Origin of the sequence: Rhodococcus sp. 06-470-2, assembly GCF_002258235.1 — a bacterium.
Lineage (GTDB): Bacteria > Actinomycetota > Actinomycetes > Mycobacteriales > Mycobacteriaceae > Rhodococcoides.
The window spans coordinates 349,226-374,304 of the sequence record NZ_NOYB01000041.1 but is presented as its reverse complement, the minus strand read 5'-3'; the positions used below and the strand labels follow the sequence as shown (position 1 = coordinate 374,304).

23 protein-coding genes, 1 tRNA gene and 1 pseudogene are annotated in these 25,079 nt (G+C 65.5%); 9 read left to right on the top strand and 16 right to left on the bottom strand.

All coding sequences use genetic code 11. The annotated features are described in order from the left end of the window. Nucleotides 1-18: 18 nt before the first annotated feature. Nucleotides 19-342, bottom strand: a complete 324-nt coding sequence (locus CH276_RS25110; RefSeq protein ID WP_008712729.1) for a WhiB family transcriptional regulator — start codon at nt 340-342, stop codon at nt 19-21. A gap of 294 nt (nt 343-636) precedes the next feature. Here CH276_RS25110 and CH276_RS25105 point away from each other — a divergent pair, with 294 nt between their 5' ends. Next, nucleotides 637-2,985 carry a penicillin-binding protein gene (locus CH276_RS25105; protein WP_032395266.1) on the top strand — a complete coding sequence of 783 codons (2,349 nt, stop codon included), beginning with the start codon at nt 637-639 and terminating at the stop codon, nt 2,983-2,985. A gap of 66 nt (nt 2,986-3,051) precedes the next feature. Here CH276_RS25105 and CH276_RS25100 read toward each other — a convergent pair whose 3' ends face one another. Next, the gene (locus tag CH276_RS25100) at nt 3,052-3,516 is read right to left on the bottom strand and encodes a GatB/YqeY domain-containing protein (protein ID WP_032395267.1); all 465 of its coding nucleotides are present in this window, start codon (nt 3,514-3,516) and stop codon (nt 3,052-3,054) included. 155 nt (nt 3,517-3,671) lie between these two features. On the opposite strand from CH276_RS25100, the gene CH276_RS25095 reads away from it, so the two are divergent. From CH276_RS25095 to CH276_RS25070, 6 genes are all read left to right on the top strand, one after another. Further along, the gene (locus CH276_RS25095; RefSeq protein ID WP_032395561.1) at nt 3,672-4,640 is read left to right on the top strand and encodes a metallophosphoesterase; all 969 of its coding nucleotides are present in this window, start codon (nt 3,672-3,674) and stop codon (nt 4,638-4,640) included. A 17-nt stretch (nt 4,641-4,657) separates the two neighbouring features. After that, a tRNA-Pro gene (locus tag CH276_RS25090) sits at nt 4,658-4,731 on the top strand. Nucleotides 4,732-4,836: 105 nt separating this feature from the next. Then, nucleotides 4,837-5,262, top strand: coding sequence for an SRPBCC family protein (locus CH276_RS25085; RefSeq protein ID WP_045200851.1), 426 nt, complete (start codon nt 4,837-4,839; stop codon nt 5,260-5,262). Between the two features lie 86 nt (nt 5,263-5,348). Beyond that, nucleotides 5,349-6,251: an ABC transporter ATP-binding protein gene (locus tag CH276_RS25080; RefSeq protein WP_094628502.1), complete on the top strand. Its 903-nt coding sequence runs from the start codon at nt 5,349-5,351 to the stop codon at nt 6,249-6,251. Next, entirely contained in the window at nt 6,248-6,994 is a 747-nt protein-coding gene (locus tag CH276_RS25075) for an ABC transporter permease (RefSeq protein WP_094628500.1), read from the top strand. The genes CH276_RS25080 and CH276_RS25075 overlap by 4 nt, the downstream gene beginning before the upstream one ends. Continuing rightward, entirely contained in the window at nt 6,991-7,746 is a 756-nt protein-coding gene (locus CH276_RS25070; RefSeq protein ID WP_094628498.1) for an ABC transporter permease, read from the top strand. The genes CH276_RS25075 and CH276_RS25070 overlap by 4 nt, the downstream gene beginning before the upstream one ends. A 50-nt stretch (nt 7,747-7,796) precedes the next feature. Here CH276_RS25070 and CH276_RS25065 read toward each other — a convergent pair whose 3' ends face one another. The 11 genes from CH276_RS25065 to CH276_RS25015 all read right to left on the bottom strand — a co-directional run bounded on the left by CH276_RS25065 (nt 7,797) and on the right by CH276_RS25015 (nt 19,354). Next, nucleotides 7,797-8,768, bottom strand: a complete 972-nt coding sequence (locus CH276_RS25065) for an LLM class F420-dependent oxidoreductase (RefSeq protein WP_094628496.1) — start codon at nt 8,766-8,768, stop codon at nt 7,797-7,799. Between the two features lie 9 nt (nt 8,769-8,777). Then, nucleotides 8,778-9,578: an SDR family NAD(P)-dependent oxidoreductase gene (locus CH276_RS25060; RefSeq protein ID WP_032395275.1), complete on the bottom strand. Its 801-nt coding sequence runs from the start codon at nt 9,576-9,578 to the stop codon at nt 8,778-8,780. Between the two features lie 29 nt (nt 9,579-9,607). After that, on the bottom strand, nt 9,608-11,407 hold the full coding sequence (locus CH276_RS25055) for a glycoside hydrolase family 15 protein (RefSeq protein WP_176459425.1): 1,800 nt from the start codon (nt 11,405-11,407) through the stop codon (nt 9,608-9,610). Beyond that, the gene (locus CH276_RS25050) at nt 11,404-12,093 is read right to left on the bottom strand and encodes an HAD family hydrolase (RefSeq protein WP_094628494.1); all 690 of its coding nucleotides are present in this window, start codon (nt 12,091-12,093) and stop codon (nt 11,404-11,406) included. Before CH276_RS25050 ends, CH276_RS25055 begins: the two co-directional genes overlap by 4 nt. A 98-nt stretch (nt 12,094-12,191) precedes the next feature. Then, nucleotides 12,192-12,665: a Dps family protein gene (locus CH276_RS25045; protein ID WP_032380678.1), complete on the bottom strand. Its 474-nt coding sequence runs from the start codon at nt 12,663-12,665 to the stop codon at nt 12,192-12,194. A 144-nt stretch (nt 12,666-12,809) separates the two neighbouring features. Continuing rightward, nucleotides 12,810-14,342, bottom strand: a complete 1,533-nt coding sequence (locus tag CH276_RS25040; RefSeq protein ID WP_176459424.1) for a catalase — start codon at nt 14,340-14,342, stop codon at nt 12,810-12,812. 91 nt (nt 14,343-14,433) lie between these two features. Then, the gene (locus tag CH276_RS25035) at nt 14,434-14,868 is read right to left on the bottom strand and encodes a Fur family transcriptional regulator (RefSeq protein WP_094628492.1); all 435 of its coding nucleotides are present in this window, start codon (nt 14,866-14,868) and stop codon (nt 14,434-14,436) included. 52 nt (nt 14,869-14,920) lie between these two features. Then, entirely contained in the window at nt 14,921-15,556 is a 636-nt protein-coding gene (locus CH276_RS25030) for an acetoacetate decarboxylase family protein (protein ID WP_094628490.1), read from the bottom strand. After that, nucleotides 15,556-17,247: a GMC oxidoreductase gene (locus CH276_RS25025; protein WP_045198384.1), complete on the bottom strand. Its 1,692-nt coding sequence runs from the start codon at nt 17,245-17,247 to the stop codon at nt 15,556-15,558. The genes CH276_RS25030 and CH276_RS25025 overlap by 1 nt, the downstream gene beginning before the upstream one ends. Continuing rightward, nucleotides 17,244-18,752: a flavin-containing monooxygenase gene (locus CH276_RS25020; RefSeq protein ID WP_094628488.1), complete on the bottom strand. Its 1,509-nt coding sequence runs from the start codon at nt 18,750-18,752 to the stop codon at nt 17,244-17,246. The genes CH276_RS25025 and CH276_RS25020 overlap by 4 nt, the downstream gene beginning before the upstream one ends. Further along, on the bottom strand, nt 18,749-19,354 hold the full coding sequence (locus CH276_RS25015) for a TetR/AcrR family transcriptional regulator (RefSeq protein ID WP_441344198.1): 606 nt from the start codon (nt 19,352-19,354) through the stop codon (nt 18,749-18,751). The genes CH276_RS25020 and CH276_RS25015 overlap by 4 nt, the downstream gene beginning before the upstream one ends. Nucleotides 19,355-19,472: 118 nt before the next feature. Here CH276_RS25015 and CH276_RS25010 point away from each other — a divergent pair. Next, a pseudogene (locus CH276_RS25010) lies at nt 19,473-19,634 on the top strand (CGNR zinc finger domain-containing protein); the annotation flags it as partial. A gap of 270 nt (nt 19,635-19,904) precedes the next feature. Beyond that, nucleotides 19,905-20,807, top strand: a complete 903-nt coding sequence (locus CH276_RS25005; RefSeq protein WP_094628520.1) for a polysaccharide deacetylase family protein — start codon at nt 19,905-19,907, stop codon at nt 20,805-20,807. Nucleotides 20,808-20,837: 30 nt separating this feature from the next. On the opposite strand, the gene CH276_RS29120 is transcribed toward CH276_RS25005, so the two are convergent. From CH276_RS29120 to CH276_RS24985, 3 genes are all read right to left on the bottom strand, one after another. Next, a complete protein-coding gene (locus CH276_RS29120; RefSeq protein ID WP_254925926.1) occupies nt 20,838-22,601 on the bottom strand; it encodes an HNH endonuclease signature motif containing protein in 1,764 nt (587 codons plus the stop codon). Between the two features lie 47 nt (nt 22,602-22,648). Next, nucleotides 22,649-23,050 (bottom strand): DUF6855 family protein, encoded by a 402-nt coding sequence (locus tag CH276_RS24990; RefSeq protein WP_094632229.1) that lies wholly within the window; start codon nt 23,048-23,050, stop codon nt 22,649-22,651. A gap of 106 nt (nt 23,051-23,156) precedes the next feature. Further along, nucleotides 23,157-24,983 (bottom strand): multicopper oxidase family protein, encoded by a 1,827-nt coding sequence (locus CH276_RS24985; protein WP_094632157.1) that lies wholly within the window; start codon nt 24,981-24,983, stop codon nt 23,157-23,159. Nucleotides 24,984-25,079 lie beyond the last annotated feature (96 nt).

The window sequence follows — 25,079 nt, the reverse complement described above, 5'->3', positions numbered from 1 at the left end:
AGCCGTGCCCGGCATTGGCTAGATAGCTGCTTGCTGCTGACGCTGGGTCTCGAAGAACTCGGACCAGGAGTCGACCTCGGGGTGCTGCTTGAGCAGCGCCCGGCGTTGGCGTTCGGTCATGCCACCCCAGACACCGAACTCGACGCGGTTGTCCAGTGCATCCGCACCGCACTGCATCAGTACCGGGCAGTGCCGGCAGATGGTGGCGGCCTTGCGCTGCGCTGCACCCCGGACGAAGAGCTGGTCCGGGTCAGTGCCCTTGCAACGGGCGTGCGACACCCAGGCGATGCGTGCCTCGGCTTCTTCTACATCGAGTCGCGTCGGCGCTGTTGTCGTGTGCATGCGGATACCCCTTTGCGTTGCGGACGTCCTCACTGGACGTCCCGGAGGCTCGAAGCGGTTTGTACCTCGTCGGTCGAAGCACAAATTCTAGGAGCTGCCCCACATTCATTATCAAGTGTTATGCGAATCACACCGTGTTCATAATTTAGGTAACGCGAGCCCCGAATGCAAGACGGCGAGGTCACATTTCTGGTACGGCCGTCCCGAGCAGGGGCGCAGCACACAGCGCATGCAGGCCTCTGCCGGTCCGAGCGGTACCCACGTACGCTGTGCTCTGTGTCAGTTGGAAAAACCGTGGCGAAGCTCGCCGGATGTTCAGCACTCGCCGGTGCATTGCTCGCCGGCGTGATGTTCCCCTTGGCCGGCGGGTTCGGGTACGCCTCCAACCGCGCCGCCGATACCGTCGACAACGTCTCGGCCGAGTTGGTGGAAGGCGCAGTGCCTGCCGTCTCGACGATGACGGACGTCAACGGCACGCCCATCGCCTGGCTGTACGAGCAGCGTCGATTCGAGGTGCCGAGCGACCAGATCTCCAACGAGATGAAGCTCGCCATCGTCTCGATCGAGGACCGCCGCTTCGCCGAGCACCAGGGTGTGGACTGGCAGGGCACGCTCCGAGCGTTCCTGACCAACACCACCAGTGGGCAGGTCGAGCAGGGCGCATCCACCATCGACCAGCAGTACGTGAAGAACTATCAGCTGCTCGTGGTGGCCAAGACCGACGCCGAGCGCCGCGCGGCCATCGAGACGACGCCCGCTCGCAAGATCCGCGAGATCCGTATGGCGTTGACGCTCGACAAGGAACTGACCAAGGACGAGATCCTCACCCGATACCTCAATCTGGTGCCGTTCGGCAACGCGTCCTTCGGCATCCAGGACGCGGCCCAGACCTACTTCGGCATCGACGCCAGCCAGCTCAGCGCCGTTCAGGCCGCGATGCTCGCGGGCATGGTGCAGTCCAGCTCGGCGCTCAACCCGTACACCAACGAGGAGGGCGTGATCGAGCGCCGGAACACCGTGCTCGACACGATGATCCAGAACCTCCCCGAACGCGCCGACGAGCTCGCCGCCCTCAAGTCCGAGCCGCTCGGTGTACTTCCGGTCCCCCAGACCCTGCCCCGCGGATGCATCGCAGCAGGTGACCGCGGATTCTTCTGCGACTACGCACTGCAGTACCTCGCCGACGCAGGCATCAGCCGGGAGCAGATCGACAAGGGCGGATACCTCATCCGCACGACGCTCGATCCCTCGGTGCAGAACTCCACCAAGGCCGCCCTGGTCGGCAACACCAGCCCATCGCTCGACGGTGTCGCCACGGTGATGAACGTCGTCGCACCGGGACAGGATCAACACCGCATCCTCGCGATGGGCAGCAGCCGCACCTACGGACTCGACGCCGATGCCGACGAAACCGTCCAGCCGCAGCCGTACTCGTTGATCGGCAACGGTGCGGGCTCGATCTTCAAGATCTTCACCACCGCCGCGGCGATGGAACGCGGACTCGGCACCAGCGCAACGCTGCAGGTTCCGCGTCGTGTCGAGGTCAAGGGCGTCGGTGACGGCGGAGCACGGAACTGCCCGGCAGCGACGTACTGCGTCGAGAACGCCGGCAACTACCCGCCCGCCCTCTCCATCACCGACGCCTTGGCCCAGTCCCCCAACACGGCGTTCGTCAAGCTGATCGAGTCGGTCGGGGTCACCCCGACGGTCGACATGGCCGTCCGTCTCGGCCTGCGCTCGTACACGAACCCCGGTTCCTCGGGAACCGACCAGTCCATGGCCGATTTCCAGAAGGACCAGAACCTCGGCTCGTTCACCCTCGGACCCACCTGGGTGAACCCCCTCGAGCTCTCCAACGTTGCGGCCACACTGGCCTCCGGCGGCAAGTGGTGCCCGCCCACCCCGATCGACTCGGTCTTCGATCGCGAGGGCAAGCCCGTTCCCGTCACCCAGCAGGCATGTGAGCAGGTCGTCGAGCCCGGACTGGCCAACACTCTCGCCAACGCGATGAGCAAGGACGACCAGGCAGGCGGCACGTCCGCATCCGCCGCAGGATCGGTCGGCTGGACGTTGCCGATGTCCGGCAAGACCGGCACCACCGAGTCGCACCGGTCGTCCGGCTTCCTCGGCTTCACCAACAACTACGCCGCGGCCGTCTACACCTACGGCGACTCTCCGACACCCAGCGAGATCTGCTCGTTCCCGCTGCGGCCCTGCGGGTCCGGAAACCTGTACGGCGGTAACGAACCGGCCAGGACGTGGTTCGACGCGATGAGCCCGATCGCCAACAATTTCGGACCCGTCTCGTTGCCACCCGTCGACCAGAAGTACGTCCGCGGCTCGGCCAACGGCCAGGTACCCGACGTCACCGGCCAGAGCCAGTCGTCGGCAACCGCGACCCTGCAGGGTGCGGGCTTCCAGGTGACGGTGGCCACCACGGCCGACCAGGCGGCCCGCGGCACCGTGGTGTCGACGTCGCCGTCGGGCTCGGCGGTCCCCGGGTCGAACATCACGATCTACGTCAGTGACGGTTCGGTTCGGCCTGCCCCCGCCCCGACGCCCTCGTTGCCGAACATTCAGATTCCGGACCTACCGCCGGGAATCCAGATCCCGGCGATCCCCGGTATCACCGTTCCTCGGTAGTGCCTACGGCAGTGGTGCGGTTATGTGCCCCAGGGGGCGCGCAACCGCACCACTGCGCCGAGCGCACTACAAGCGGTCTTTGACAGCCTTCGACAGGCGCGATCCGTCGGCCTTGCCCGCGGCGAGTCCCGACGCGATCTTCATGACCTGACCCATCTGCTTCATCGCCGGTCGCTCCCCGAGATCCTCGGCGACCTGCGCGATGGCGGTGTCGACGATGTTCGCCAGTTCCTCGTCGGTCAACGGCGTGGGCAGGTACTCGTCGATGATCTGCGCCTCGGCGCGCTCGTTCGCAGCGAGTTCGCCGCGGCCGTTCTGCGTGTAGATCTCGGCCGACTCGCCGCGCTTCTTCGCTTCCTTGGCAAGCACTTTGAGAACGTCGTCGTCGGTCAGGTCGTGGGCCTCCTTGCCGGAGACCTCCTCGGTCTGGATGGCGGCGAGAATCATGCGCAGCGTTGCCAGGCGGAGTTTGTCCTTCGCCTTCATCGCTGCGGTGAGGTCGGTACGGAGGCGGGCCTTGAGTTCGGACATGGCGGAAACGCTACGCGGCGCAGTCGTCGGCTCGCACGTCCATATCCGGTTGCTGCCGTATCGTGGATGAGGTGTCCGCACAATTCAGTCCCTCGTTTCTCCGCACCTCGACGCAACTGCGCAGTGCCTCCACACAACTGCGCTCTGCCGCAGAGCTGGCGCGAGATGCCGTCAGGGCGTCACCGCTGAAGAGTTCGGTGATCGGGACGGCAGGAGCCGCCGCGCTCGGGGTCGGATACGCCACACTCATCGAACGCAATGCGTTCACGCTGCGCGAGACGTCCATGGCGGTGCTCGAGCCGGGTTCGGCGACGCTGCGCGTGCTGCACATCAGCGATCTGCACATGATGCCCGGCCAGCGGATGAAGCAGAACTGGCTGCGTGAGCTGGACCGCCTCGACCCCGATCTGGTCGTCAACACCGGAGACAACCTCTCGCACCAGCGCGCAGTGCCCAGCGTCGTACAGGCGCTGGGGCCACTGCTGGCCCGGCCGGGTCTGTTCGTGTTCGGCAGCAACGACTACTTCGCGCCCAAGCCGAAGAACCCGTTCAAGTACTTCGACAAGAATCACAAGCGCACCACCGGCGACTCGTTGCCCTGGCGCGATCTGCGCGCCGCGTTCTCCGAGCGGGGTTGGCTGGACGTGACGCACGTACGCCGCGAACTGGAGGTTGCCGGGGTGCGGATCGCGTCGGCGGGCGTCGACGATCCGCATCTGAAGCGCGACCGCTACGACACCATCGCCGGCCAGCCGAACCCGCTGGCAGACCTGCGCCTGGGCATCACCCATTCGCCGGAGCCACGCGTGCTGGACAAGTTCGCCCAGGATGGCTACGACCTCGTCCTCGCCGGTCACACCCACGGCGGCCAGCTGTGCCTGCCGTTCTACGGTGCCCTGGTGACCAACTGCGAGATCGACCGTTCGCGCGTCAAGGGGCCGTCCAAGTGGGGCGCACACACCCAACTGCACGTCTCCGCGGGCATCGGCACGTCACCGTACGCGCCTGCACGGTTCTGCTGCAGGCCCGAGGCCACCCTCATCACGCTGACTCCGGCCCCGAGAATGGGTCCGAAAAACGTCTCCGACGAGGGCGTTTCGCGTTCCGAGGCAGTCGTGAGTTAGACTTCTGCAGCGGTACACGGGGTGTGGCGCAGCTTGGTAGCGCGCTTCGTTCGGGACGAAGAGGTCGTGGGTTCGAATCCCGCCACCCCGACACAGATGGACTCGCTCGATTCACTCGAGCGGGTCCATTTTCAGTTGTGCGGTGCTCACGTACTGTGAGTCCACCTTGCCGGAGCCAGCGAACGGACTTCTCGACATGCCGACACCCACCCGCGTACACGTCAAGCACCGTTTCGTCTCTCCGCCCGAGGTCGTGTTCGCGGCACTGTCCGAACACGAGAACCTCGGGCCGCTCTTCATGGCCAAGATCGGCCGCGTTCGGGACGGTGACACCTCGCGCAATGGAGTCGGCTCCACCCGCAGCCTGAAGCTCGGCCCGCTACCGGCGTTCGAGGAAACGACGGTCACCTCCGAGCCGAACTCGCTGATCGAGTACCGCATCACCAAAGGCGGCCCGCTACGCGGCCACTGGGGCGTGCAGAAGTTCACCCCCACCGCCGACGGCGGCACCGAACTCGATTACACGATCGGTTTCGACGCGCCCGTCCCCGGGCTCGCCGCGATCGTCGGTAAGGCACTGACGTCGAGCATCTCGAAGAACCTCTCGCGCCTGGCTCCGTAGGGGTGCGCTCGGCATCATCCTCGAGTATGACCATGTCGATACTCCGGTGCGACGACTCTCCATGATCGACGCGCCAGAGTCGAGGCATGGACATCGTCAGAACTCACAGCCTCGGCAAGCGCTACGACACGCATACCGTCGTCGACGACGTGAACCTTCGCATTCCTGAGGGCTGCGTCTACGGCTTTCTCGGTCCCAACGGATCGGGCAAATCGACGACCATGAAAATGCTGCTGTCCCTGATTCGACCGACCTCGGGTGAGGTGGAGATCCTGGGTAGGCCGATGAATCACGGCACCCGCCGCGAAGTGCTCTCGCACATCGGATCACTGATCGAAGCTCCGCCGGGATACGGACATCTCACGGGTGCGGAGAACCTTCGTATCGTGCAGCGCTCTCTCGGATTGCGCGCCGAACAGATCGAGCGGGCAGTAGCCACCGTCCGTCTGCAGGAACACCTCGACAAGAAGGTGAAGAACTACTCGCTGGGAATGAAACAGCGCCTGGGCATTGCGATGGCACTCGCGCGCGAACCACGACTTCTGATCCTGGACGAGCCCACCAACGGCTTGGACCCGGCAGGCATCGAAGAGATCCGAGGGTTGCTCCGTCATCTCGCCGAACACGGTGTGACAGTGATGGTCTCGAGCCATCTGCTCGGCGAGATCGACAAGACGGCGAACATGCTCGGAATCCTGAGCCAGGGCCGCCTGATTTTCCAAGGCACCCGCGACGAGCTGTTCGCCGCCTCCACTCCGGACGTGCTCATCGACGCGATCGATCCCAGCCGCGCGAGTTCGTTTCTGCAACAGAAGATCCCGGTGCAGGTCGACGACCATACATTGAGGCTCTCCGGCATCGACGATCGTGGTATCGCACAGGTGGTGGCGGAGCTCGTCGGCGCGAACGCAGGCGTCTACGGCGTTCGACGCGACGATCAGTCGCTCGAGGACGTATTCATGAACCTGACGAAGGGCGGCCGATTGTGACGACCGTACGCAACGAATTCGCCAAACTCAGGCACCTGCACATCGGCGCGATCGCCGCATTGTTGGTCGCCGCGATCGTAGGGTTGACCTTCGTCGGCGCTCTCACCGCGGCGACGTCGAACGATTCGACCGCGGTCTCCTGGGCACTGCCACTGGCCGGGCTGTCCCTTGCCGTCCCCATCGCGTCGCCACTGCTGATCGCAGTGATGGCAAGCCGCACAGTGGAAGTCGAGCACCAGTCCAACGGCTGGTTACTGAACCAGACCACTGGAGCCGACCGCGGAGCCCTCGTGCGGGCGAAGCTCGTCTCGACGGGCCTCGTCGTCGGTGGCGCGACGGTGGCGGCCAGCGCTACAGGTGTATTTCTGGGGACCGCCATCGGGGTGACCCAACCGTTGCCTGCCGGTCTGTGGTTGAGCTACACGGCGGCGGCGGTGACGGTGAACATCGTAATACTTGCACTCCACCTGCTGGTCTCAGCGCGAGTGGACAACCAACTGGTCGCGCTGGGAATCGGCATCGTGGGTACCGTCATCGCGATCTGCGCCTCCGGATTCCCCTCCTGGGCAGCGCACCTGACGCCGTGGGGGTACTACTCCTCGGCGTCCGCCGCCGACTACCGAGGCGAGCAGGTGGTGACACTGAACCCGTCCTACGTCAGCATCGTCGCTCTCGGAGTTGTCGGGGCAGTGTTGTTCTGGCTCATGACCGTTCGACTCGATCGACAGGAGGTACGAGCATGAATGCGTTTTCAGCAGAGATGATCAAGCTCAGGCGCTCGCAGGCATGGGCTGTCGTCGTTCTCCTCCCTCTGATCATCGCGGGGGTCGGAACGTTCAACACGATCGCGTCGGGCGCAGAGTTGGCAGAGGGATGGCGCACGTTGTGGTTGCGCACAGTCGTGTTCTACGGACTGTTCCCACTCGCACTCGGCGTTTCCGTACTGGCCTCGCTGGCGTGGAAATCCGAACACCGAGGAGGGAACTGGAATGCCCTGATGAGTGGGCCGGTGCCGTCATTACGCATCGTGATCGCCAAGACGGCGGTGGTGGCAACACTGACTGCGGCCATGAACGTCGTCATGCTGGCAGCGGTCGTCGTTGTCGGCAAGGTCGTCTTCTCGCTCGACGGCATGCTTCCTTCCGAGCTCTTCGCGACCAGTGCACTCGTCGTGGTGGGCTCGCTTCCGGTGGCGGCTCTGCAATCCGGTCTGTCGATGGCGATCAGGTCGTTCGCGGTGCCGATTGCCATCGCTCTCGTCGGGGCCGGTACATCGGTGTTCCTCCTCACCGCCGAGGTGACCGAGGCAATCTTCGTGTTGCCCTATGCCCTGGCAACTCGCGCAACCCAACTGGCCTCCGGAACTTTCGGTGACTCCGGTTCGCTCACGACCGGCTCCGCACTGTCGGTGCTGACGGCCACGGCACTACTCACTGTCGTAGTCGTCGCAGTGACCGGCAGGGCACTCGACCGCAGAGACATTCAGGTTCGGTGACAGCGCGAGACCCCGATCGACGGTCTCGATCGGGGTCTCGTCGCTTGTGCTCAGCTGGATGCAGCGCGCAGCTTCTCCAACAGTGGGCCTGCTGCCTCGGCGAGGAACCGTTCTTGGGTTTCGTCGCCCACCTGCACGAGGGCGATGTCGGTGTAACCGGCCTCCCAGTACGGCTTCACGGCCTCGACGATCGCGTCCAGGTCCGGTCCGCACGGAATCGTGTCGGCCACATCCTCTTTCCGCACGAACTTGGTGGCTCCGGCGAATCCCGCCGTCGTCGGAAGATCGGCGTTCACGGCCCAGCCACCGGCGAACCAGCGGAATCGATCGTGTGCGCGATCGATGGCAGCGTCCTTGTCCGGGTCCCAGGAAATGGGGATCTGGCCGATGGACCGCGCCGGTCCCTCGTGGTTGTCGGACCACGCCTTGACGAGATCGGCATCCGGCTCGGTGGCGATGAGGTGATCGCCGTACTCCGCGAACCGCGCCACCGCCTTCTCACCACCGGCGGCGATACCGATCGGCACGCCACCCTCGGGCAGGTCCCAGATCCGGGCGGAGTCGACGCGAAAGTGCTTGCCCTCGTACGTGACCAAGCCACCGGCGTGCAATGCGCGGATGATCTCGAGCGCCTCGACGAACATGTCCTGGCGCTTGTCGATGGACGGCCATCCCTCGCCGACGACGTGCTCGTTCAGGTTCTCACCACTGCCGAGCCCGAGGGTGAAGCGTCCGTCGGCCAGGATCTGCAACGTCGCAGCCTTCTGCGCGACGACGGCGGGGTGGTACCGGATGATCGGGCACGTCACGTACGTCATCAGCTCGACGCGTTCGGTGGCCTGAGCCACCGCGCCCAGAGTCGTCCAGGCGTACGGCGAGTGGCCCATGGACGAGAGCCACGGTGAGTAGTGATCGCTGCTGACCTCGAAGTCGAAGCCGACTTTCTCGGCACCGACGGCGTACTGCACCAACTCTTTCGGGCCGCTCTGCTCGGTCATCAAGGTGTATCCGAAATTGGTCATATGTGTCTCCTAGATAGTTGCGACGGAGCCGGCGTCGACTCGGTAGTTCGATCCGTTGACGAAGCTGGCGCGGTCCGAGCACAGGAAGGTGATCACCGAGGCGACTTCCTCGGGCTCGCCTCGACGTCCGAGTTCCATGTACGGACGCTCCTCGTCGAGGAAGCTCTCGACGGCACCGTCGCGGTCGGTGCCCTTCTCCTCGGCGCGTTTGTCCATCATCGCGTCGGTCATCGGGGTGTGGATGAACGCGGGAGAGACGGCGTTGACCAGTAGTCCCTCCGACGCGTAGCTGCGCGAGAGGCCCTTGGCCAGGGCCAGAACCCCGGCTTTGGCCGAGCAATAAGGTAATTCGTCGTCGTAGGGCTGCACGGCATCCTCCGATGTCAACAGCACGATGCGTCCCCAACCGCCGCGGCGTAGCGCAGGCAGAAATGCCCGCAGCAGGCGGACCGGGCCCATCAGGTCGATGTCGAGGGTGGACCGCCACCCTTCCTCATCGATCTCGTGGAACAGTCCCTGCGCTCCGGTCACGCCCGAGGACTGAACGAGAATGTCGATGTCGCCCACTGCCTTCTGCGTCTGTACTGCCAATTTCTCGACGGCCTCGGTGTCGGTCACGTCCGCAGCGAACGCGAACAACCGGCCCTCCGCTGCTGCGAGTTCGGCCGCGGCGGCGTCGAGCGAGTCCTGATCCTTGTCGCTGATGACGACCCGAACGCCCTCGGCCAACAGCATTTTCGCCGTGTGCCAACCGATGCCGGAGTCGGCCCCGGTCACCAGCGCTGTTCTACCGTCGATTCCCAGATCCATACGATCCCACTTTGCGCTAGAGGTTGATGTCAGGCTGTGGCGTCATGCGAGCGCGCGATGGTCAGCGCCGCATTCACCAGGGCCAGGTGGCTCAAGCCCTGCGGGAAGTTACCCAGAAACGATCCATCCGAAGCATCGATCATTTCGCTGTACAACCCCACGTCGTTCGAGAGCTCGACCAGCTGGTCCATCAGGGCTGTGGCTTCGTCGTCTCGACCGACGCAGGAGAGCGCCGACACCCGCCAGAAGGCGCAGGCCACGAAGGTCACTTCTTCCTCGGACACCCCGCTGTATCGATACATCAGCGGTCCGGCACCGAGTTCTTCGACGAGAGCATCGATGGTGGACGAAAGACGTTCTCCACGATCGAAATCCATCTCGGCTGCCAGCAGCACCGACGCGTCGAGGCCGTCCGCACCCGGGTACGCAAGATAGGCCTGGCGCTCGTCCGACCAGCATTCGGATTCGACGTAGTGGCGGATGCGTTCTCTCTCCGCCTTCCACCGATCGGGTATGCCCGGGATCTCCCCTGCTTCGGCCAGGTGCACCGCGCAGTCCAGCGCTTGCCAACAGCCCAGTTTGGAACTGGTGTAGTGCTGCTCGTCCTCGAGCTCCCAGATCCCGGCGTCCTTGCGCTGCCACGAATCGCACGCCTCGTCCGCGATGGTCGCGAGCAGCCGACCGGTCTGCGCATCGAGGATGTTTCCTGCGTCGACGTACTGCCGGATGATCGAGAACAGGTCACCGAAGATCATCAACTGCAGCTGGTCCGCCGCGGCGTTTCCGTTGACCACCGGCCCGATGCTCCGCCAACCGGGAACGTCGGGTTGTTCGGTGCCACCGGGCAATTCACCGCCGAGGGTGTAGAACACGTTGACCAACGGATCGTTGACACGGATGACCCTCAGCAGCCACGCCACCGCGGCGTGGATCTCCTCACGGAGACCGAACCGTTGCAGAGCGCGAATGGTGTACGCGGCGTCGCGAACCCAGGCGTAGCGGTAGTCCCAGTTCTTGCCACCGGTCCGGTTCTCGGGTAGCGAGGTTGTCGCGGCGGCGGCGATGGCACCGGACGGACTGTGCAGCAACAGTTTCAGGGCCAGCGCGCTGCGAGCCACATGCTTTGCCCACGGACCCTCGTACGAGAACTCGTCGGACCACACGCGCCAGTTGTCGATGGTCCGATCGATCCCCTCGTCGAGATGCTGCGGATCGGGCAACGGCAGCGGCTCGTTCTCCGTGCCCACCACACCCAGCACATGCCGAGAACCCGGTTGCGTGCAGACGACCCCACCGATGTCGCGGTCGGCCACGCGCACGTTCTCGATGCCCAGAGTCCGCACCGCCAAGGTCAATCCGTCGACCCGCAGGACGGTGCCGTGCTCGGTGTCGTACGCCCACGGCGACGCGATGCCGAGCATGGTGCCCGGCGCGACGGACCACCTCAGCTCGACGGTGCCGCCGAGACCCTCGACGCGACGGGCCAACTCCACCCACGGGAGCCGGCCGGCGACCCCGGTGTTCAACGAGTCGGTGATGCGCACGGAACCGGAGTCGGTGCGGAACGTGGTACTCAGAACGTTTGTCCCTGGGACGAATTCGCGTTGGACGGTGAACTCTTCCACGGGCGTCAGTTCGATGTAGCCGCCGTGTGGCGCGTCGAGCAAGGCTGCGAACGGCGGCGGCGAGTCGAGGTTGGGCACCGGAAACCAGTCGATGCGGCCGTCGTCGGCGATCATAGCCACGGTTCGGCCGTCGCCGATGGCTCCGTAACTTTCGATGGCGACATAACCGTCCACCCGGGGGTACGGCTTTCGGAAGTCGTTCAAGCACGTGCCTTTCCAGCGAAGATCGGGCTGCTCTCGACGTGCTCGAGCAGATCGGCCGGGTCGTCGAACACCGCTGCCGCGCCCGCGTCGAGCAATTCGCTGCGCGAGATTCCGCCGCTCAACACGCCGATGGCGCGTACGCCCGCGCGCCCGGCCGACTCGATGTCCCACACACTGTCGCCGACCATCACCGCGTCGACAGCCTCGACGCCTGCCCGTTCCAGAGCCACCGCGATGATGTCGGGCTCCGGCTTGGCGACCTCTGCGTCCTCACCGGACGTGACGACAGCAACCGAATCCTCGACGTCCAACAGATCTCGCAACGTCGACAGTTCGCTCTCGGGAGCCGATGTTGCGAGCACGACGGTCACTCCACGGGTACTCAAGTGCGCCAACAGTTCCCGAGCACCCGGTAGCACTTCGAGATCGGACGAGGCCTCGGCGTAGTACTCGCCGTGCAGCTTCTTCGCTTCCTGCGCCAGTGCACTGTCGGACGAGCCGACGAGTGTCTCCAGCAACTTCGACCCGTCCATGCCGATGCTTCGATGAACACGCCACGACGGCACTTCGTGGCCCGCCTCACGAAACGCACGCGACCAGGCGTCGACGTGTACGTAGTTGGAATCGACGAGGGTGCCGTCGATGTCGAGCAGAACTGCACCGACAGTCGGTGTGGGGACAGGCATGAGCGTCGGATACCCGGGGGTGGTGCGGGCAAACAATCGTCGGACGAAAGCAACAGGCCCCCCGCAGTACGCGAGGGGCCTGTCGTGAAGAAGAAACGTCAGCTGGCCTGGGCCTGCCACATCCAGTGCAGCTGCTCGAGCCGAGCTGTGATGCCGATGAGCAGGTCCTGGGTCACCGGATCGGCTTCGCCGGTGTCGGCGATGCGTCCGCGAAGACGCTCGACGACCGCGGCGATGTTGTCGACGACCGCGGGGACGACCTCGCTGTCCTGAGTCCACCCGGCACCGAAGCCCTTGGTGCCCGCCGTCGAGGAGACGGTGGCTGCACGGCCGTCGGGGCTGACCCCGATGGCGGTGGCGCGCTCGGCGGCCTGATCGGTGAATTCACGTGCGGCCGTGACCAACTCGTCGAGTTCGAGGTGCACCGACCGGAAGTTCTTACCGATCACGTTCCAGTGCGCCTGCTTCGCGATCAGCGAGAGGTCGATGAGATCGACCACGGTTCCCTGGAGTGCGTCGCCGGCGATCTTCTGCTGACCCGCGTCGAGAGTACTGGTGATGGGGTTCGTCATGATGTGGCCTCCCTGCCGTTGGACGACGGTGTGCATCGCACGCCATTATTGTGCTTTCGTCTGTACTGCACAACGGCAGGTCGACGTACATTGTTCCGGATCGGCGCCACCGTCGCTGTGACGCCGATCCCAGAACCGGTCGGATCAGACCTTGGCGGCCTCGTCGGCAGGATCGTCGACTGCGCCTGCACCGGTGGTCGGTGCGGTCTCGTTCTGCTGCGACCGAACGCCTTCCTCGACCTTCTTGCCGAGGTCGGCATCGACATTGGTCCAGTACTCGAACACCCGGCTCAGAACGGGCTCGCTCACGCCGTTGAGGACGTGTCCGACGATGTTTCCGACGAGACGCTCACGCTGCGCGTCGTCCATGACCTCGCGGACCAAGGCTCCGGCCTGCACGAAGTCGCCGTCTTCGGGGTGCTCGATGTACCCGGTACGCACGAAACGAGGCTCGAAGTCCCACGCTCCGTCGTCGCCGTACTTGTTCGTGTCCGCCGACGGGCCGCCGAACGAGTTCGGCGCGTAGACGGGCGTCTCCGGAGAGTTGAACGAGTACCGCATGTTGCCGTCCTTGGAGTACGAGTTGACCTCGGACTTCGGGGCGTTGACCGGCAGCTGCGCGTAGTTCGCTCCGATGCGGTACCGGTGCGCGTCGGCGTAGGAGAAGACGCGTCCGAGCAGCATCTTGTCGGGGCTGAAGCCGATGCCGGGCACGGTGTTGGACGGCTCGAACGAGCTCTGCTCGATCTGCGCGAAGAAGTTCTCCGGGTTGCGGTTCAAGGTCATCTTGCCGACCTCGATCAGCGGGTAGTCCTTCTGCGACCAGACCTTGGTGAGGTCGAACGGGTTGTACTTGTAGTTCTCGGCCTCGTCGTACGGCATGAGCTGCACCTTGAGGGTCCAGCTGGGGAAGTCGCCGTTCTTGATGGATCCGAACAGGTCCTGACGGTGATGGTCGGGCGATGTGCCCGCGACCTCGTCCGCCTTGTCCTGTGTCAGGTAGTCGATCCCCTGGTCGGTCTTGAAGTGGAACTTCACCCAGGTCTTCGTGCCGTCCTCGGCGATGAGCTGGTAGGTGTGCGAGCCGAATCCGTCCATGTGGCGGAACGACTTGGGGATGCCGCGGTCACCCATGAGCCATGTCACCTGGTGTGCCGACTCGGGCGAAAGGGTCCAGAAGTCCCACTGCATGTTGTTGTCGCGCAGACCGGAGTCGGGCATGCGCTTCTGGCTGCGGATGAAGTCCTGGAACTTGATCGGGTCCTTGACGAAGAAGATCGGGGTGTTGTTGCCGACCAGGTCCCAGTTGCCTTCCTCGGTGTAGAACTTGAGCGAGAAGCCACGCGGGTCGCGCCAGGTGTCGGGGCTGCCCTGCTCGCCGGCGACGGTGGAGAAGCGCGCCAGCATCTCGGTCTTGGCACCGGGCTGCAGCGCCTTCGCCTTGGTGTACTTGCTGATGTCTCCGGTGATCTCGAGTTCACCGAACGCGCCTGCGCCCTTGGCGTGCACGACGCGCTCCGGGACCCGCTCACGGTTGAACTGCGCCATCTTCTCGATGAGGTAGTGATCGTGCAGAAGAATCGGACCCTGAGTTCCGGCGGTCAGCGACTGATCGTCGCTGGGCACGGGGATTCCCGAGTTGCTGGTAGTCGGTTTGTTGGTGATCGGCTTGGTCATACGAAGCCTCCTGAAGGGCTGAATCGGGTTCGAGAAGGGGCTGCTTCTTTAAAATCGGTGAAACCGAGCGGCCGTACGCTGGACCGCAGTACTAGACGGAATGCCTCGTGCAGTCGCCGCACAAACCCCAGAAGACGATTTCGGCTTCGTCGACGACGAATCCGCGCGTGTCCTCGGGTACGAGACACGGCGCTGCTCCGACAACGCAGTCGACATCGGCCACCGCGTGGCATTCCCGGCACACGAGGTGGTGATGATTGTCCGCCGTCCGGCTCTCGTACAGCGCAGCCGAACCCGCAGGTTCGATGCGACGCAGCAGACCTACGTCGACGCAGGCCCTGAGCACGTCGTAGACGGCCTGGGTCGACACCGAGCCGCCGCTCTCGCGAACGGCGGCAGCGATGTCGTCGGCGTCCGAATGCGGTCGGGCTGTGACCGCATCCAGAACTGCAACTCGGGGTCCGGTGACGCGTAGGCCCACCGAGCGCAACTGCGCTGCGGGGTCGACACGTTCGGTGAGCTGCATGTACCCCAGTATGCCCCTAATCTGGACTAAGTCAAGAAAAGCGGGGTCGTCGCTATCCGACCAGGCGCGCTTCACCGGTCCGCATCGACCCCGACACGATCTGCAACCCGAAATACGTGCCCGACGGCATCCAGCGACTCAACGTAGGGCCCTTGGCGTCCACCTCGACGCGGGCCACCCTGGCCTTGCCCCTCAGACTCGCGACGGCCACGGCCGATCCGCCGGGCACCGGCTGCGCGAAACCGATCGAGCCGAGCATCGGGAACTGCGGTCCGACGCCGCGGGACGTCGTCCGGACCGACCATTCGTCGCCGCTCGCCCCGGCCTCGCCCAGCACGTCGCCCTCGAATTCGGCCAGCACCTTGGGCAGGTGCCAGTTGGTCCGGCCGCCGTGCACCGACGTCGCGGAATCCACGGCGATGAACGGCACCGCCATCCGCGGAACGCGTCCGACGTCCCGGCGCAGGGCCGGGCTCGCCAGGATCTCGCGGTACGGGCCGACCGGCGAGGTGGTGTAGTCGACGATCATGCACATCGTGATCGGCAGCGTCTTGGCTCCGGCTGGCGCGAACTCCGACGACCGGGCCCGATGCCACCAGATCGTGGCGCGGACATTCGCCGGCCACGGCGCTGCCGGGCTGACCGGCCAATCGGTGCGCTCGGTCTCGGATTCGGTGACACTCCACATCATCGATCCCTCCCCACGACCGTCAACGGGAGCCGCAGGGCACCCGGGGCCGACACCGGCACCACCGGGTGCACCGGCTGTGTGGGTGCGATCTCCCGATACCCCGATCCCACCGCGGGTCGCCGATCGGCTTCACCCTTGTTGGGCCACAACGCCATTGCGCGCTCGGCCTGGGCGGTGATCGTCAGGGACGGATTGACGCCGAGGTTGGCGCTGACGGCAGAACCGTCGAGCACGTGCAGTCCCTCGTAGCCGTAGACCCGCTGGTACCCGTCGATCACCCCGGTCTGCGGCGAGTCACCGATCGCGCAGCCACCGAGGAAGTGCGCGGTCATCGGAATGTTGACGATCTCGGCGATCGATCCGCCCGGGTCGCCGCCGATCTTGTCCGCGAGCAGACGAATGGCCTCGTGCCCCTGCGGAATCCACTGCGGCGGTGGATCACCCGCACCGGGCCTGCTGGTGAGGCGCCGCCCGAACGGCCCCTTCTTGGATCCGAGCTCGAGCGAGTTGTCGTCGGTCTGCATCACCAGTGCGATGACGGTGCGCTCCGACCACCGATGGACCGACAGGCTGCGCGCCGCAGCGCCGGGATGACGCAACGCGACGCCGAGGGTCTTGAGGATGCGTGGCATCTTGCCGCCGCCGTCGCTGAGTACGGTCTGCAACAGGCCGATGGCGTTGCTGCCCTTGCCGTATCGCACCGGCTCGATGTGGGTGTGATCGTCGGGATGGAACGAGGACGTGATCGCCACACCCTCGTGGTAGTCGACCTCGCGGCCCCTGGCGGTCGCGGCGAGCACGGCCTCGGAGTTGGTGCGCACGAGCGAGCCGATCCGCTCCGACAGCCGAGGCAACGAGCCCTTCTCCTTGGCCGCGAGCATCAGCTTCTGGGTGCCGTAGGTGCCGGCCGAGAAGATCACCTGATCGGCGGTGATCGTCTTCTCCTTGCGACGCAGCTTCCCGCCCGTCCGTCGCGTCACCACGTCGTAGCCTGCGCCGTTCGGGCGCACGTCCACGACCGTGGTCAACGGAAGAACATGCGCGCCTGCGTGTTCGGCGAGATACAGGTAGTTCTTGACGAGGGTGTTCTTCGCGCCGACGCGGCAGCCGGTCATGCACGCTCCGCACTCGGTGCACCCGGTGCGCTCGGGGCCCGCACCACCGAAGAACGGGTCGGGTGCAGTCTTGCCGCGGTCACCGAAGTAGACGCCCACCGGGGTCGAGGTGAACGTGTCCCCCACGCCCATGTCCTCCGCCACCTCCTTCATCACCTTGTCCGAGGCGGTGATGGTCGGGTTGGTCTCGACGCCGAGCATCCGGCGGGCCTGGTCGTAGTACGGGTTCAGCTCGCGCTGCCAGTCGGTGATCGAACCCCACTGCGGATCCTCGAAGAACTTCGCCGGCGGTTGGTACAGCGTGTTCGCGTAGTTCAGCGACCCTCCGCCGACGCCGGCCCCCGCCATCACCAGCACATCGGGCAGCAGGTGAATGCGTTGCACCCCATAGCAACCCAGGGCCGGAGCCCACAGGTACTTTCGTAGACGCCAGCTGGTCTTCGGCAGTTCGTCGTCCTCGAATCGGCGACCGGACTCGAGAACTGCCACCCGGTAGCCCTTCTCGACTGCGCGCAATGCGGCGACACTACCGCCGAAACCGGAGCCGATGATCAATACGTCGTAGTCACTCATGCTGTTACCACCTCGTGGTCGGATTCGAGAGTGTCGGACGCGAGCCGATAGTTCGCGACGTCGAACTCGCGCGTCTTGTTGCGGAACTTGAACGTGTAGGTGGGCCACATCGTCGAGTTGCGGCCGTTGGCGTCGAGGTACCAGCTCGAGCAGCCACCGGCATTCCAGACGGTGCCGTCGAGCGCGGAGTCGACCCACGAATTGTGTTGGCGCTGAGCGGCTTCGTTCACCTCGACGGCCGCGACCATGCGATGCTTCATCTCGTTCAGCGCGGACACCACGTAATTGGCCTGCGACTCGAGCATGTAGACGATGGAACTGTGCCCGAGGTTGGTGTTGGGGCCGTACATCAGGAACAGGTTCGGAAAGCCTGCGACGGTGGTCCCGAGATGCGCCTGCGGGCTACCGCCCCAGTGCTCCGCCAGCGTCCGACCGTCGTTGCCGCGCAACAGATGAGACACCGGCGGTTCGGTGGGGGTGAACCCGGTCGCGAAGATGATCGTGTCCACCTCGTGGTTGCGGCCCGAGGCGTCGACGACGCCGTTCTCGGTCACCGACGCCAGGCCCGACGTCACGAGATCGACATCGGGACGATCCAACGTCCGCAGCCAATCATTGGACAGCAGAAGCCTTTTGCACCCGGGTGCGTAATCGGGGGTGAGAGCGGCCCGCGTCGCGGGATCCTTGACCTGCCGCTTCAAGTTGGCCTTGGCGAACACCTTCACCGCGGGCAGCATCCACGGATTGTCCGCCAGCACGGTGACATAGGCCTCGCGGTAGCCGTAGATGACACCGCGCACCGCGCGATGGGCCGCGGGAATCCTTTCGTACACTGTTCTTTCGAGCCGGCCGATGGTGCGGTCCAGGCGCGGAATCACCCATGCGGGAGTGCGCTGGAAGACGGTGAGCCGTTCGGCGCGGTCGACGATCTCGGGGACGAACTGCACGGCCGAGGCTCCGGTGCCGATCACGGCGACCCGCTCACCGGTGAGGTCGTGCTCGTGATTCCAGGTGGCGGAGTGGAACACGGTGCCGGCGAACGTGTCGATGCCCGGGACGTCCGGGATCTTCGGAGTGGACAGTGCCCCGGTGGCAGCGACCAACACCCTGGCGCTCGCCGACCCGCGAGACGTCTGCACCGACCATCGCTTGGTCGCCTCGTCCCAGGTCGCGGACCGAAGTTCGCAGTTCGTGACGATGCGATCGTTGAGGTCCAGACGATCCACCACCGAACGCAGGTAGTCGAACAACTCCGGTTGCCGCGCGAAGGTGTGACTCCACTTGGGACTGGGAGCGAACGAGAACGAGTACAGCGAGGTCGGCACGTCGCATGCACACCCGGGGTAGGTGTTGTCGCGCCACGTCCCACCCACGTCGGACGCGCGTTCGATGACGGTCACGTCGGCGCTCGGGTCGGCGGCGAGGATCTTGGCCACCGCGGCCAAGCCCGCGAAACCGGCTCCGACCACCAACACGTCGAGTTGTTCGGGAAGTGTTGCGTTCACGCGTCCATCACCTTTTCGGACCAGATCGGAAGGAGCCGCCCGCGCAGTTGCGCGTCGGCTTCGGGAGTACGGAACAGCGCCGAGACGGCCAGTCCGCGGGCGAGTTCGACACTGAGCTCGATGGATTCGGGAGACATCCGACTACCCATGACGATCTGGGCACCGCCCTGGATGGCCTCGGCGACGCGTCGCTCCAGCGGAATCATCGCCTCGTGGAGGGCCGGATCGGTACGGGCCGCCACCCACAGCTCGAGCGCGGCGTGGAAGAGGGGACCGGAGAATGCGTCGGCGAGGATCTCGGGCCCTCGCTCGGGGTCCGGTTCGGCTTCGAGGATCTCCGAGAGACGACGATCGACCAGGTGCTCGACGGCCGCGATCAGCAGGGATTCCTTGGTCGGGAAGTGGTGCAGCTGTGCACCACGGGAGACACCGGCACGCCGGGCGATCTCCTGGGTGCTGGTCTTGGCGAAGCCCAGCTCGACCAGGCAGCCGATCGCGGCGTCGAGCAGCTTTGCCCGAGTGCCCGCGGTGCGTTCGGCCTGGGTCCGGCGCTCGGTGGGCGCTGCGCCGTCGAGCCCTGTGTCGGTAGTCACACTTTGCACAGTAGCGCTAAATCAACAAACAGTCCAGCCTGACTTTAAGTTGGTCGAGATCGGCGGGCGCAGCCGTGCCTGAACGCATCCACCCGCCGGTCCTGGCGCTACAGAGCAGTGTTTTCACGCCCTGGGCGTCATCGCCGACGACGCCATCGACGTCATCTCCGGCGAGCGGGACGGAAAGCTGGCACTGTGCGCATCGCCGACTTGCCGAGCGGCGTTCTTCGACACCAGCCAAAGCCGCAGCCGGAAATGGTGCGACATGAACACCTGCGGAAACCGTTAGAAGAAAGCCCGATTTGCCGCCAACCGACAAAAGCATTCCCACTGACCGCCGACGGAGTCGCCCTTCTCGAGGCAACCCGAGCAGCATCGGTAGCCACCGCAATCCAGACGACGCCGAACCGGGGCAACGAACTCCGTCGCGGTTCGATCGTTGCGCTGGAATCACGTGCACCACTACGGGCGGCAACCGGACTGCCCGAGATGTCCATCCACCGAATTCGCCATCGACGCAGTTGGTTTGCAGGAAACGACCGTGGGCAATTCTGCGGCCATGCCCCTCGCATCTCACGGACGCTTCGACTACTCCCCCATCGGCGATCGTCCACAGTTCGACTGGCCGGGCGGTGCGCGCCTCGCGGTGTACGTGGCCGTCAACTGTGAGCACTTTCCGTACGACGACGGCGAACCCGGCCTCGGATACACGCCCGCGATGGACCAGCCCAACACCTACAACTGGGGGTGGCGTGAGTACGGCAACCGAGTCGGTGGGTTTCGAATCGCAGAGACGGTGCAGCAGAGCGGCATTCGACCGACCGTGCTCGTCAACACCGAGGTGTACGAGCATGCCCCGCAACTGATCGAGGCCTTCCGCGCCCTCGATGCCGAGGTCGTCGCGCACGGCCGAACCAACGCCGTACAGCCCAACGATCAGAACGAGGACGACGAACGGCGCTCGATAGACGAGGTCACCTCCGCGATCGAGCGTCACGAGGGTGCCCCGCCTCGGGGTTGGATGAGCCCCGGTGCCAACCCCAGCCGCGTGACCGAGGACCTTCTCGCCGAACGAGGCTACGAGTACACGCTGGACTGGCCCATCGACGATCAGCCGGTGTGGCTGAAGACCCGCGGCGGGCCGTTGCTCAGTGTCCCGTACCCGCACGAGGTGAACGACCTACCGGTGTTCGTCCACCATCACCAGACTGCAACGACGTTCGAGCGCAACATCATCGACAGTTTCGACGAATCGAAGGAGAACGCGGAGCGCCAACCATTGGTGCTCGCGATCTCGCTGCACACCTTCCTCACCGGCCAGCCCTATCGACTTCGACGGTTCCGCGCGGCGCTGCAACACATGACCGACAACGGCGACGGCGTCTGGTTCACAACACCGGGCGAGATCGCAGCGCACTACCGCAGCCTCGTACCCCCGCCGACGACGGCCGGAGACGAATAGTCGAGTCGGAGGGTCGCAGCTGACGCGTGGTCAGGCTGCGCGGTGTTGTCGTCGGTGGTAGCTGGGCATGGGTTGTCGTGTGGGGTCGATGGATTCGGGTGGGATGGCGTAGGGGTGTCCGTCGTCGCCCATGAGCAGTTGCCAGTGGCCGTGGTGGACGAGGCGGTGGCATTCGCCGCAGACCAGCGCGAGGTTGTTCAGGTCGGTTCTGCCGCCGTGTTCCCAAAACCTCACGTGGTGGGCGTGGCACCATTGTGCGGGGCGGCCGCACATGACGCAGCATCGGTCGCGGATGGTCAGGGCGATGCGTTGGTCGTCGGTGGCGAGTCTGGTGGTGCGCCCGAGCGCGAGCGGGACGCCGTGGTGGTCGACGATCACCGGGGTGAGGTCTGCGTCGCAGGTGAGAAGTTCGGCGAGGGAGCGACTGATCGGGCCAGTCCAGTCGAGGTGGAACGGCCAGTCGGCATCGCCAGGCTCGGGAACGGACTTCTCCCTCGCATCACTACCACCGGCAGCGACACCACCGTCGGTGCTGCGACCGACACGACTCTCGGGAGAGTCACCGGTGCATGAACGGTCGCCGGCACCAGAACTCTCGCTGGCGCGTTGACCGCGGCCCGTGGCTCGATCGGGACCGGCGTCGGTGTCTTCGGTTCGTGAACCGCCGTCGATACCAGCACTCTCGCTGACGCGGTGACCGCCGTCAGCACCACCATCGGGACCGTCGTCGGCATTACTGGTTCGTGAGTTGCCGTGGGCACCAGCACTCTCGCTGGCGCGGTAACCGCCGTCAGCACCGGTAGCGTGTGTTGTCGAACCCGTTGGTGCGCTGGCAGTTTCCTTGTTTTCGCTGTCGCTGAGCAGGTCGCGCAGCGGAACGATCAGGTGCACCGCCGCCCGCGACCCACCCGCCGACCCGCGGCTGCCACCGCGTAGGTGCCGGTCGAGAATCCGATCGAGTGCATCGGCCCGACGTTTCGACGGACTCCGTGGGTCGCGTTCCCCGCCCGGGCCCGGTTGCGGTGCGGTCAAAGTCGACAACACGGTGAGCAGCTTCTCGGCGAGGAGCCGGTCGACGTCGCCACCGAGCTGGAAGCGGCCACTGGCCAGCCGGTGAACATCGAACCGGTTCAGGCCCGGGTTCTCCGACATCGGTACCGGCGGCGGCCCCGACGGAACAGGCTCGGGCCCAGCAGGTTCGGGCCCACCCGAACCACCGGCATCACCGGCATCATTCGAACCACCGGCATCGGCTCGGCCCGCCTGCTCTTGCTCGCGCTCTCGTTCCTGCTCTTGTCGTTTCTTCTCGGCCTGCTCGTGTCGAGCTCGGGCGTCCTCTGCCGCAGAATGCGCGAGTGCCTGAGCACGGGAGCTGACCTGCCCGGCGGTGCCGCGCATCGCGGTCTCGAGCAGTTCCGCGACGACGGCGTCGCGGCGCCGCTCGTCGAGGGTGGGGTCGGCGACCACCACGGTGGCGTAGCCGTCGGCGATCGCCGACGCGTGCGCAGCATGGATCTCACCACCTGCGAGGGCGTCGAGCACGCTCGGCCACTGGGTGAGCCATTGCCCGAGTTCCATCTGACGCGCCGCGGATCCGTCGGTGATGCGCACCGACCTCGCGTACCAGCGGGTGACGGAGGAGTGCCCGAGTTTCATCGCCAGGCCACGCCGGTCGATCTCGGCGAGCAGCGTCAATCTCGCTGCAGCCAAAGCGTTTTCGTGGGAAGACACATCGGCGAGCTCGGAGACCAATTCCTGGTCCGCGAGCTCGAACACATCCCCCCATGCCTTCACCCCACGAAAGCTATACCCACCCACCGACAGGTTTCTCGGTGTCTGCGCTACAACGCGCGCATGCTGTTGTTCCGCGCGTTGTGGGTGAGCTCGGCCAGGCCGAGTTCTTCGAGGAGCGGCGGCAGGTACATCCCGAACCTGCCGCGGTATCCGTTCCTGAGCCCGTACCAACCGCCGACCGGGTTGCCCTCTGAGCGCCCCCACGCTTCGACCGTGTCAGGAGCAGCCGTCTTCTTCTCGTCCGCGGCACCGAGCAACACCCAGTCGGCACGTTCGGTGAGCCACGCGTGCAGATCCTCGACCGCCTCGATGCGGTATCGCAGGGTCGTCGACCCCACCTGACATACGAGGGCGGGTGGCTCGTGGTCGGGATCGCGGTACATGGCGTATTCGGAAGTACCGGGGGCGGTGGTGAGTGCCCAGGGCTCGGATTTGGTTCCGCTGGTCATGGCCGAGGTCCGTTCCATTGTCGAGTGCGCGCGGCAGGGTCAGTGTGAGCCGACCGGACGGTGAACGCAACCAACTCCCGGCCCCGAACAGGTTCGGAAAACTACGTCACGGAGCGACGGTGCGGTACCTCAGCATCATTTCGTGGTCCTCGTGATCGAGCATGTGGCAGTGCCACATGTAGCCCTGCAGCTCGCTCGACCCACCCATGTCATGACCGCTCATGTCGTGACCGCTCATGTCGTGACCGCCGTGGTGCGCAGCCGGTCCAGCGAAGGTGGCGTCGGGGTCGAAGCCGAGTTCGTCGGCCGTCGGGAATCGGACCAGGATCTGCGTGACGGTGCCCGGGTAGGTGTTGACGGTGTCCTTCCACCCGGCTTCCCACGCCGCCGGCGGCACCGATGGACCGGTGAGGAACCTCTCCACCGGCGGAGCCCATCTCGTACCGAATGTCGGCCGGGGGAAGTCGCGTTGGTACGCGGCCAGGTCGATGGGGATGCGTCCCAATGTCCGAAAGTGCGCCAGGTGCAGGTGAATCGGGTGCGGCTCGACCGTCGTGTTGACGATGTTCCACATCTCCACGGTCCCCTGCTCGGGCATCTCGATGTCCGGGTCCGAGTATCGGAGGTTGTTCAGGTTCATCAGCGTCATGTCCAGGTTCAGCCCACCGGACGGCTGGTTGACCGTGACCGTTCGCGTGAACGTGGGGGTCGGCAACGGCGGCAACACATCCGGCTGTCCCTTCCCGCCGCGCAGCAACGACGGCATCCCGCCGCGGAGCCCGGCTGCGGACGCGACGCGGAACTGGCAGAACAGTGGCATCGGCACCGCTCCGAGGGACGCGGCCTGCGCCGGTGGCGGCTCGTCGTTGAGCAGCTCGATCAGTGCGCCCGGTTCGACGGCACCGAAGTCGACGAGGATGTCGGCGCGCTCGGCAGGCGCGAGCCGAATGCTGGTGGCTTCCACCGGGGCGTCGAGCAATCCACCGTCGTTCCCGATGACCCAGAAGCGAAGCCTGTTGGTGAAGAACAGGTTCCACACGCTGTACGACCCGGCGTTGACGACTCGTAGACGGTACATACCCCGGGCGACTTCCATCGTCGGCCAGATCTTGCCGTTGACGACGCCGACGTCTCCGGTGCCGCCGCCTTCCCATTTGCCTTGCGGCACAGTGATATTGGAGCGGATACTCATGCTGCCGTCGGGATTCATGATCTTTTCCTGCAGCACCAGCGGCAGCTCGAACTCACCCGAGGGCAGACCGAGCGCATTGTCGGACGTGCCGGTGTCCCACCGATCACGGACGAGGTTCATGCCGAGCAGGCCTGCATAGACGTTGATGCGCGTCATCGACATGGCGTGGTCGTGGTACCACAGTCCCGCGGCGTCGTTGAGTCCCGGGAAGTTGTGCGTCATCGACTCGCCCGGGCGCACCAGCATCTCGGAGTGCCCGTCGCTCGCCGGCTCGGTGATGCTGCCGTGCAGGTGCAGCGACGTCGGCGTCATCGTGCGGTCCATCTCGCTCATCCCGTGCAGCGAGGTGTCGATGTCCGCGGCGAGCGGGTTACCTGCGGTGGTGTTGGAGTACTTCAGCGTCCAGGGCTGGCCGGTCTGCGACTCGATGGTGGGGCCGAGGTAGTCGCACTCGCCGTATCCGAAGGTGGGCGCGGGCCGTAGATCGGCGTGGAAGGCGTGGGTGGAGCTGTGCGCGTCGAGCGAGATCTCCGTGCCGCCGATCAGCGGCAACCGCGGCAGTTCGTCCCGGAACGGCGTCAGCGGCGGTGAATGGAACAGCAGGGGGCTCTGGCCCCGGAGGAAGTCGTCGGCCAGCGCGCGGCGCGTCGTCGACGCCACCGGGAGTGCGGCAGCACCGGCGGCCACTGCGGCCACGGCCAGCCCTCGCAGGGCGGTTCGTCTGGACACAGAGCCGCTCACCCGGCCACCTCTCTCCTCGTTGTGATTGGGGCCATACTATGTGCCCGTCGGCTCCCGCCGTCACCCCACACTCGGATCGTCCGGCACGTTCCTGCC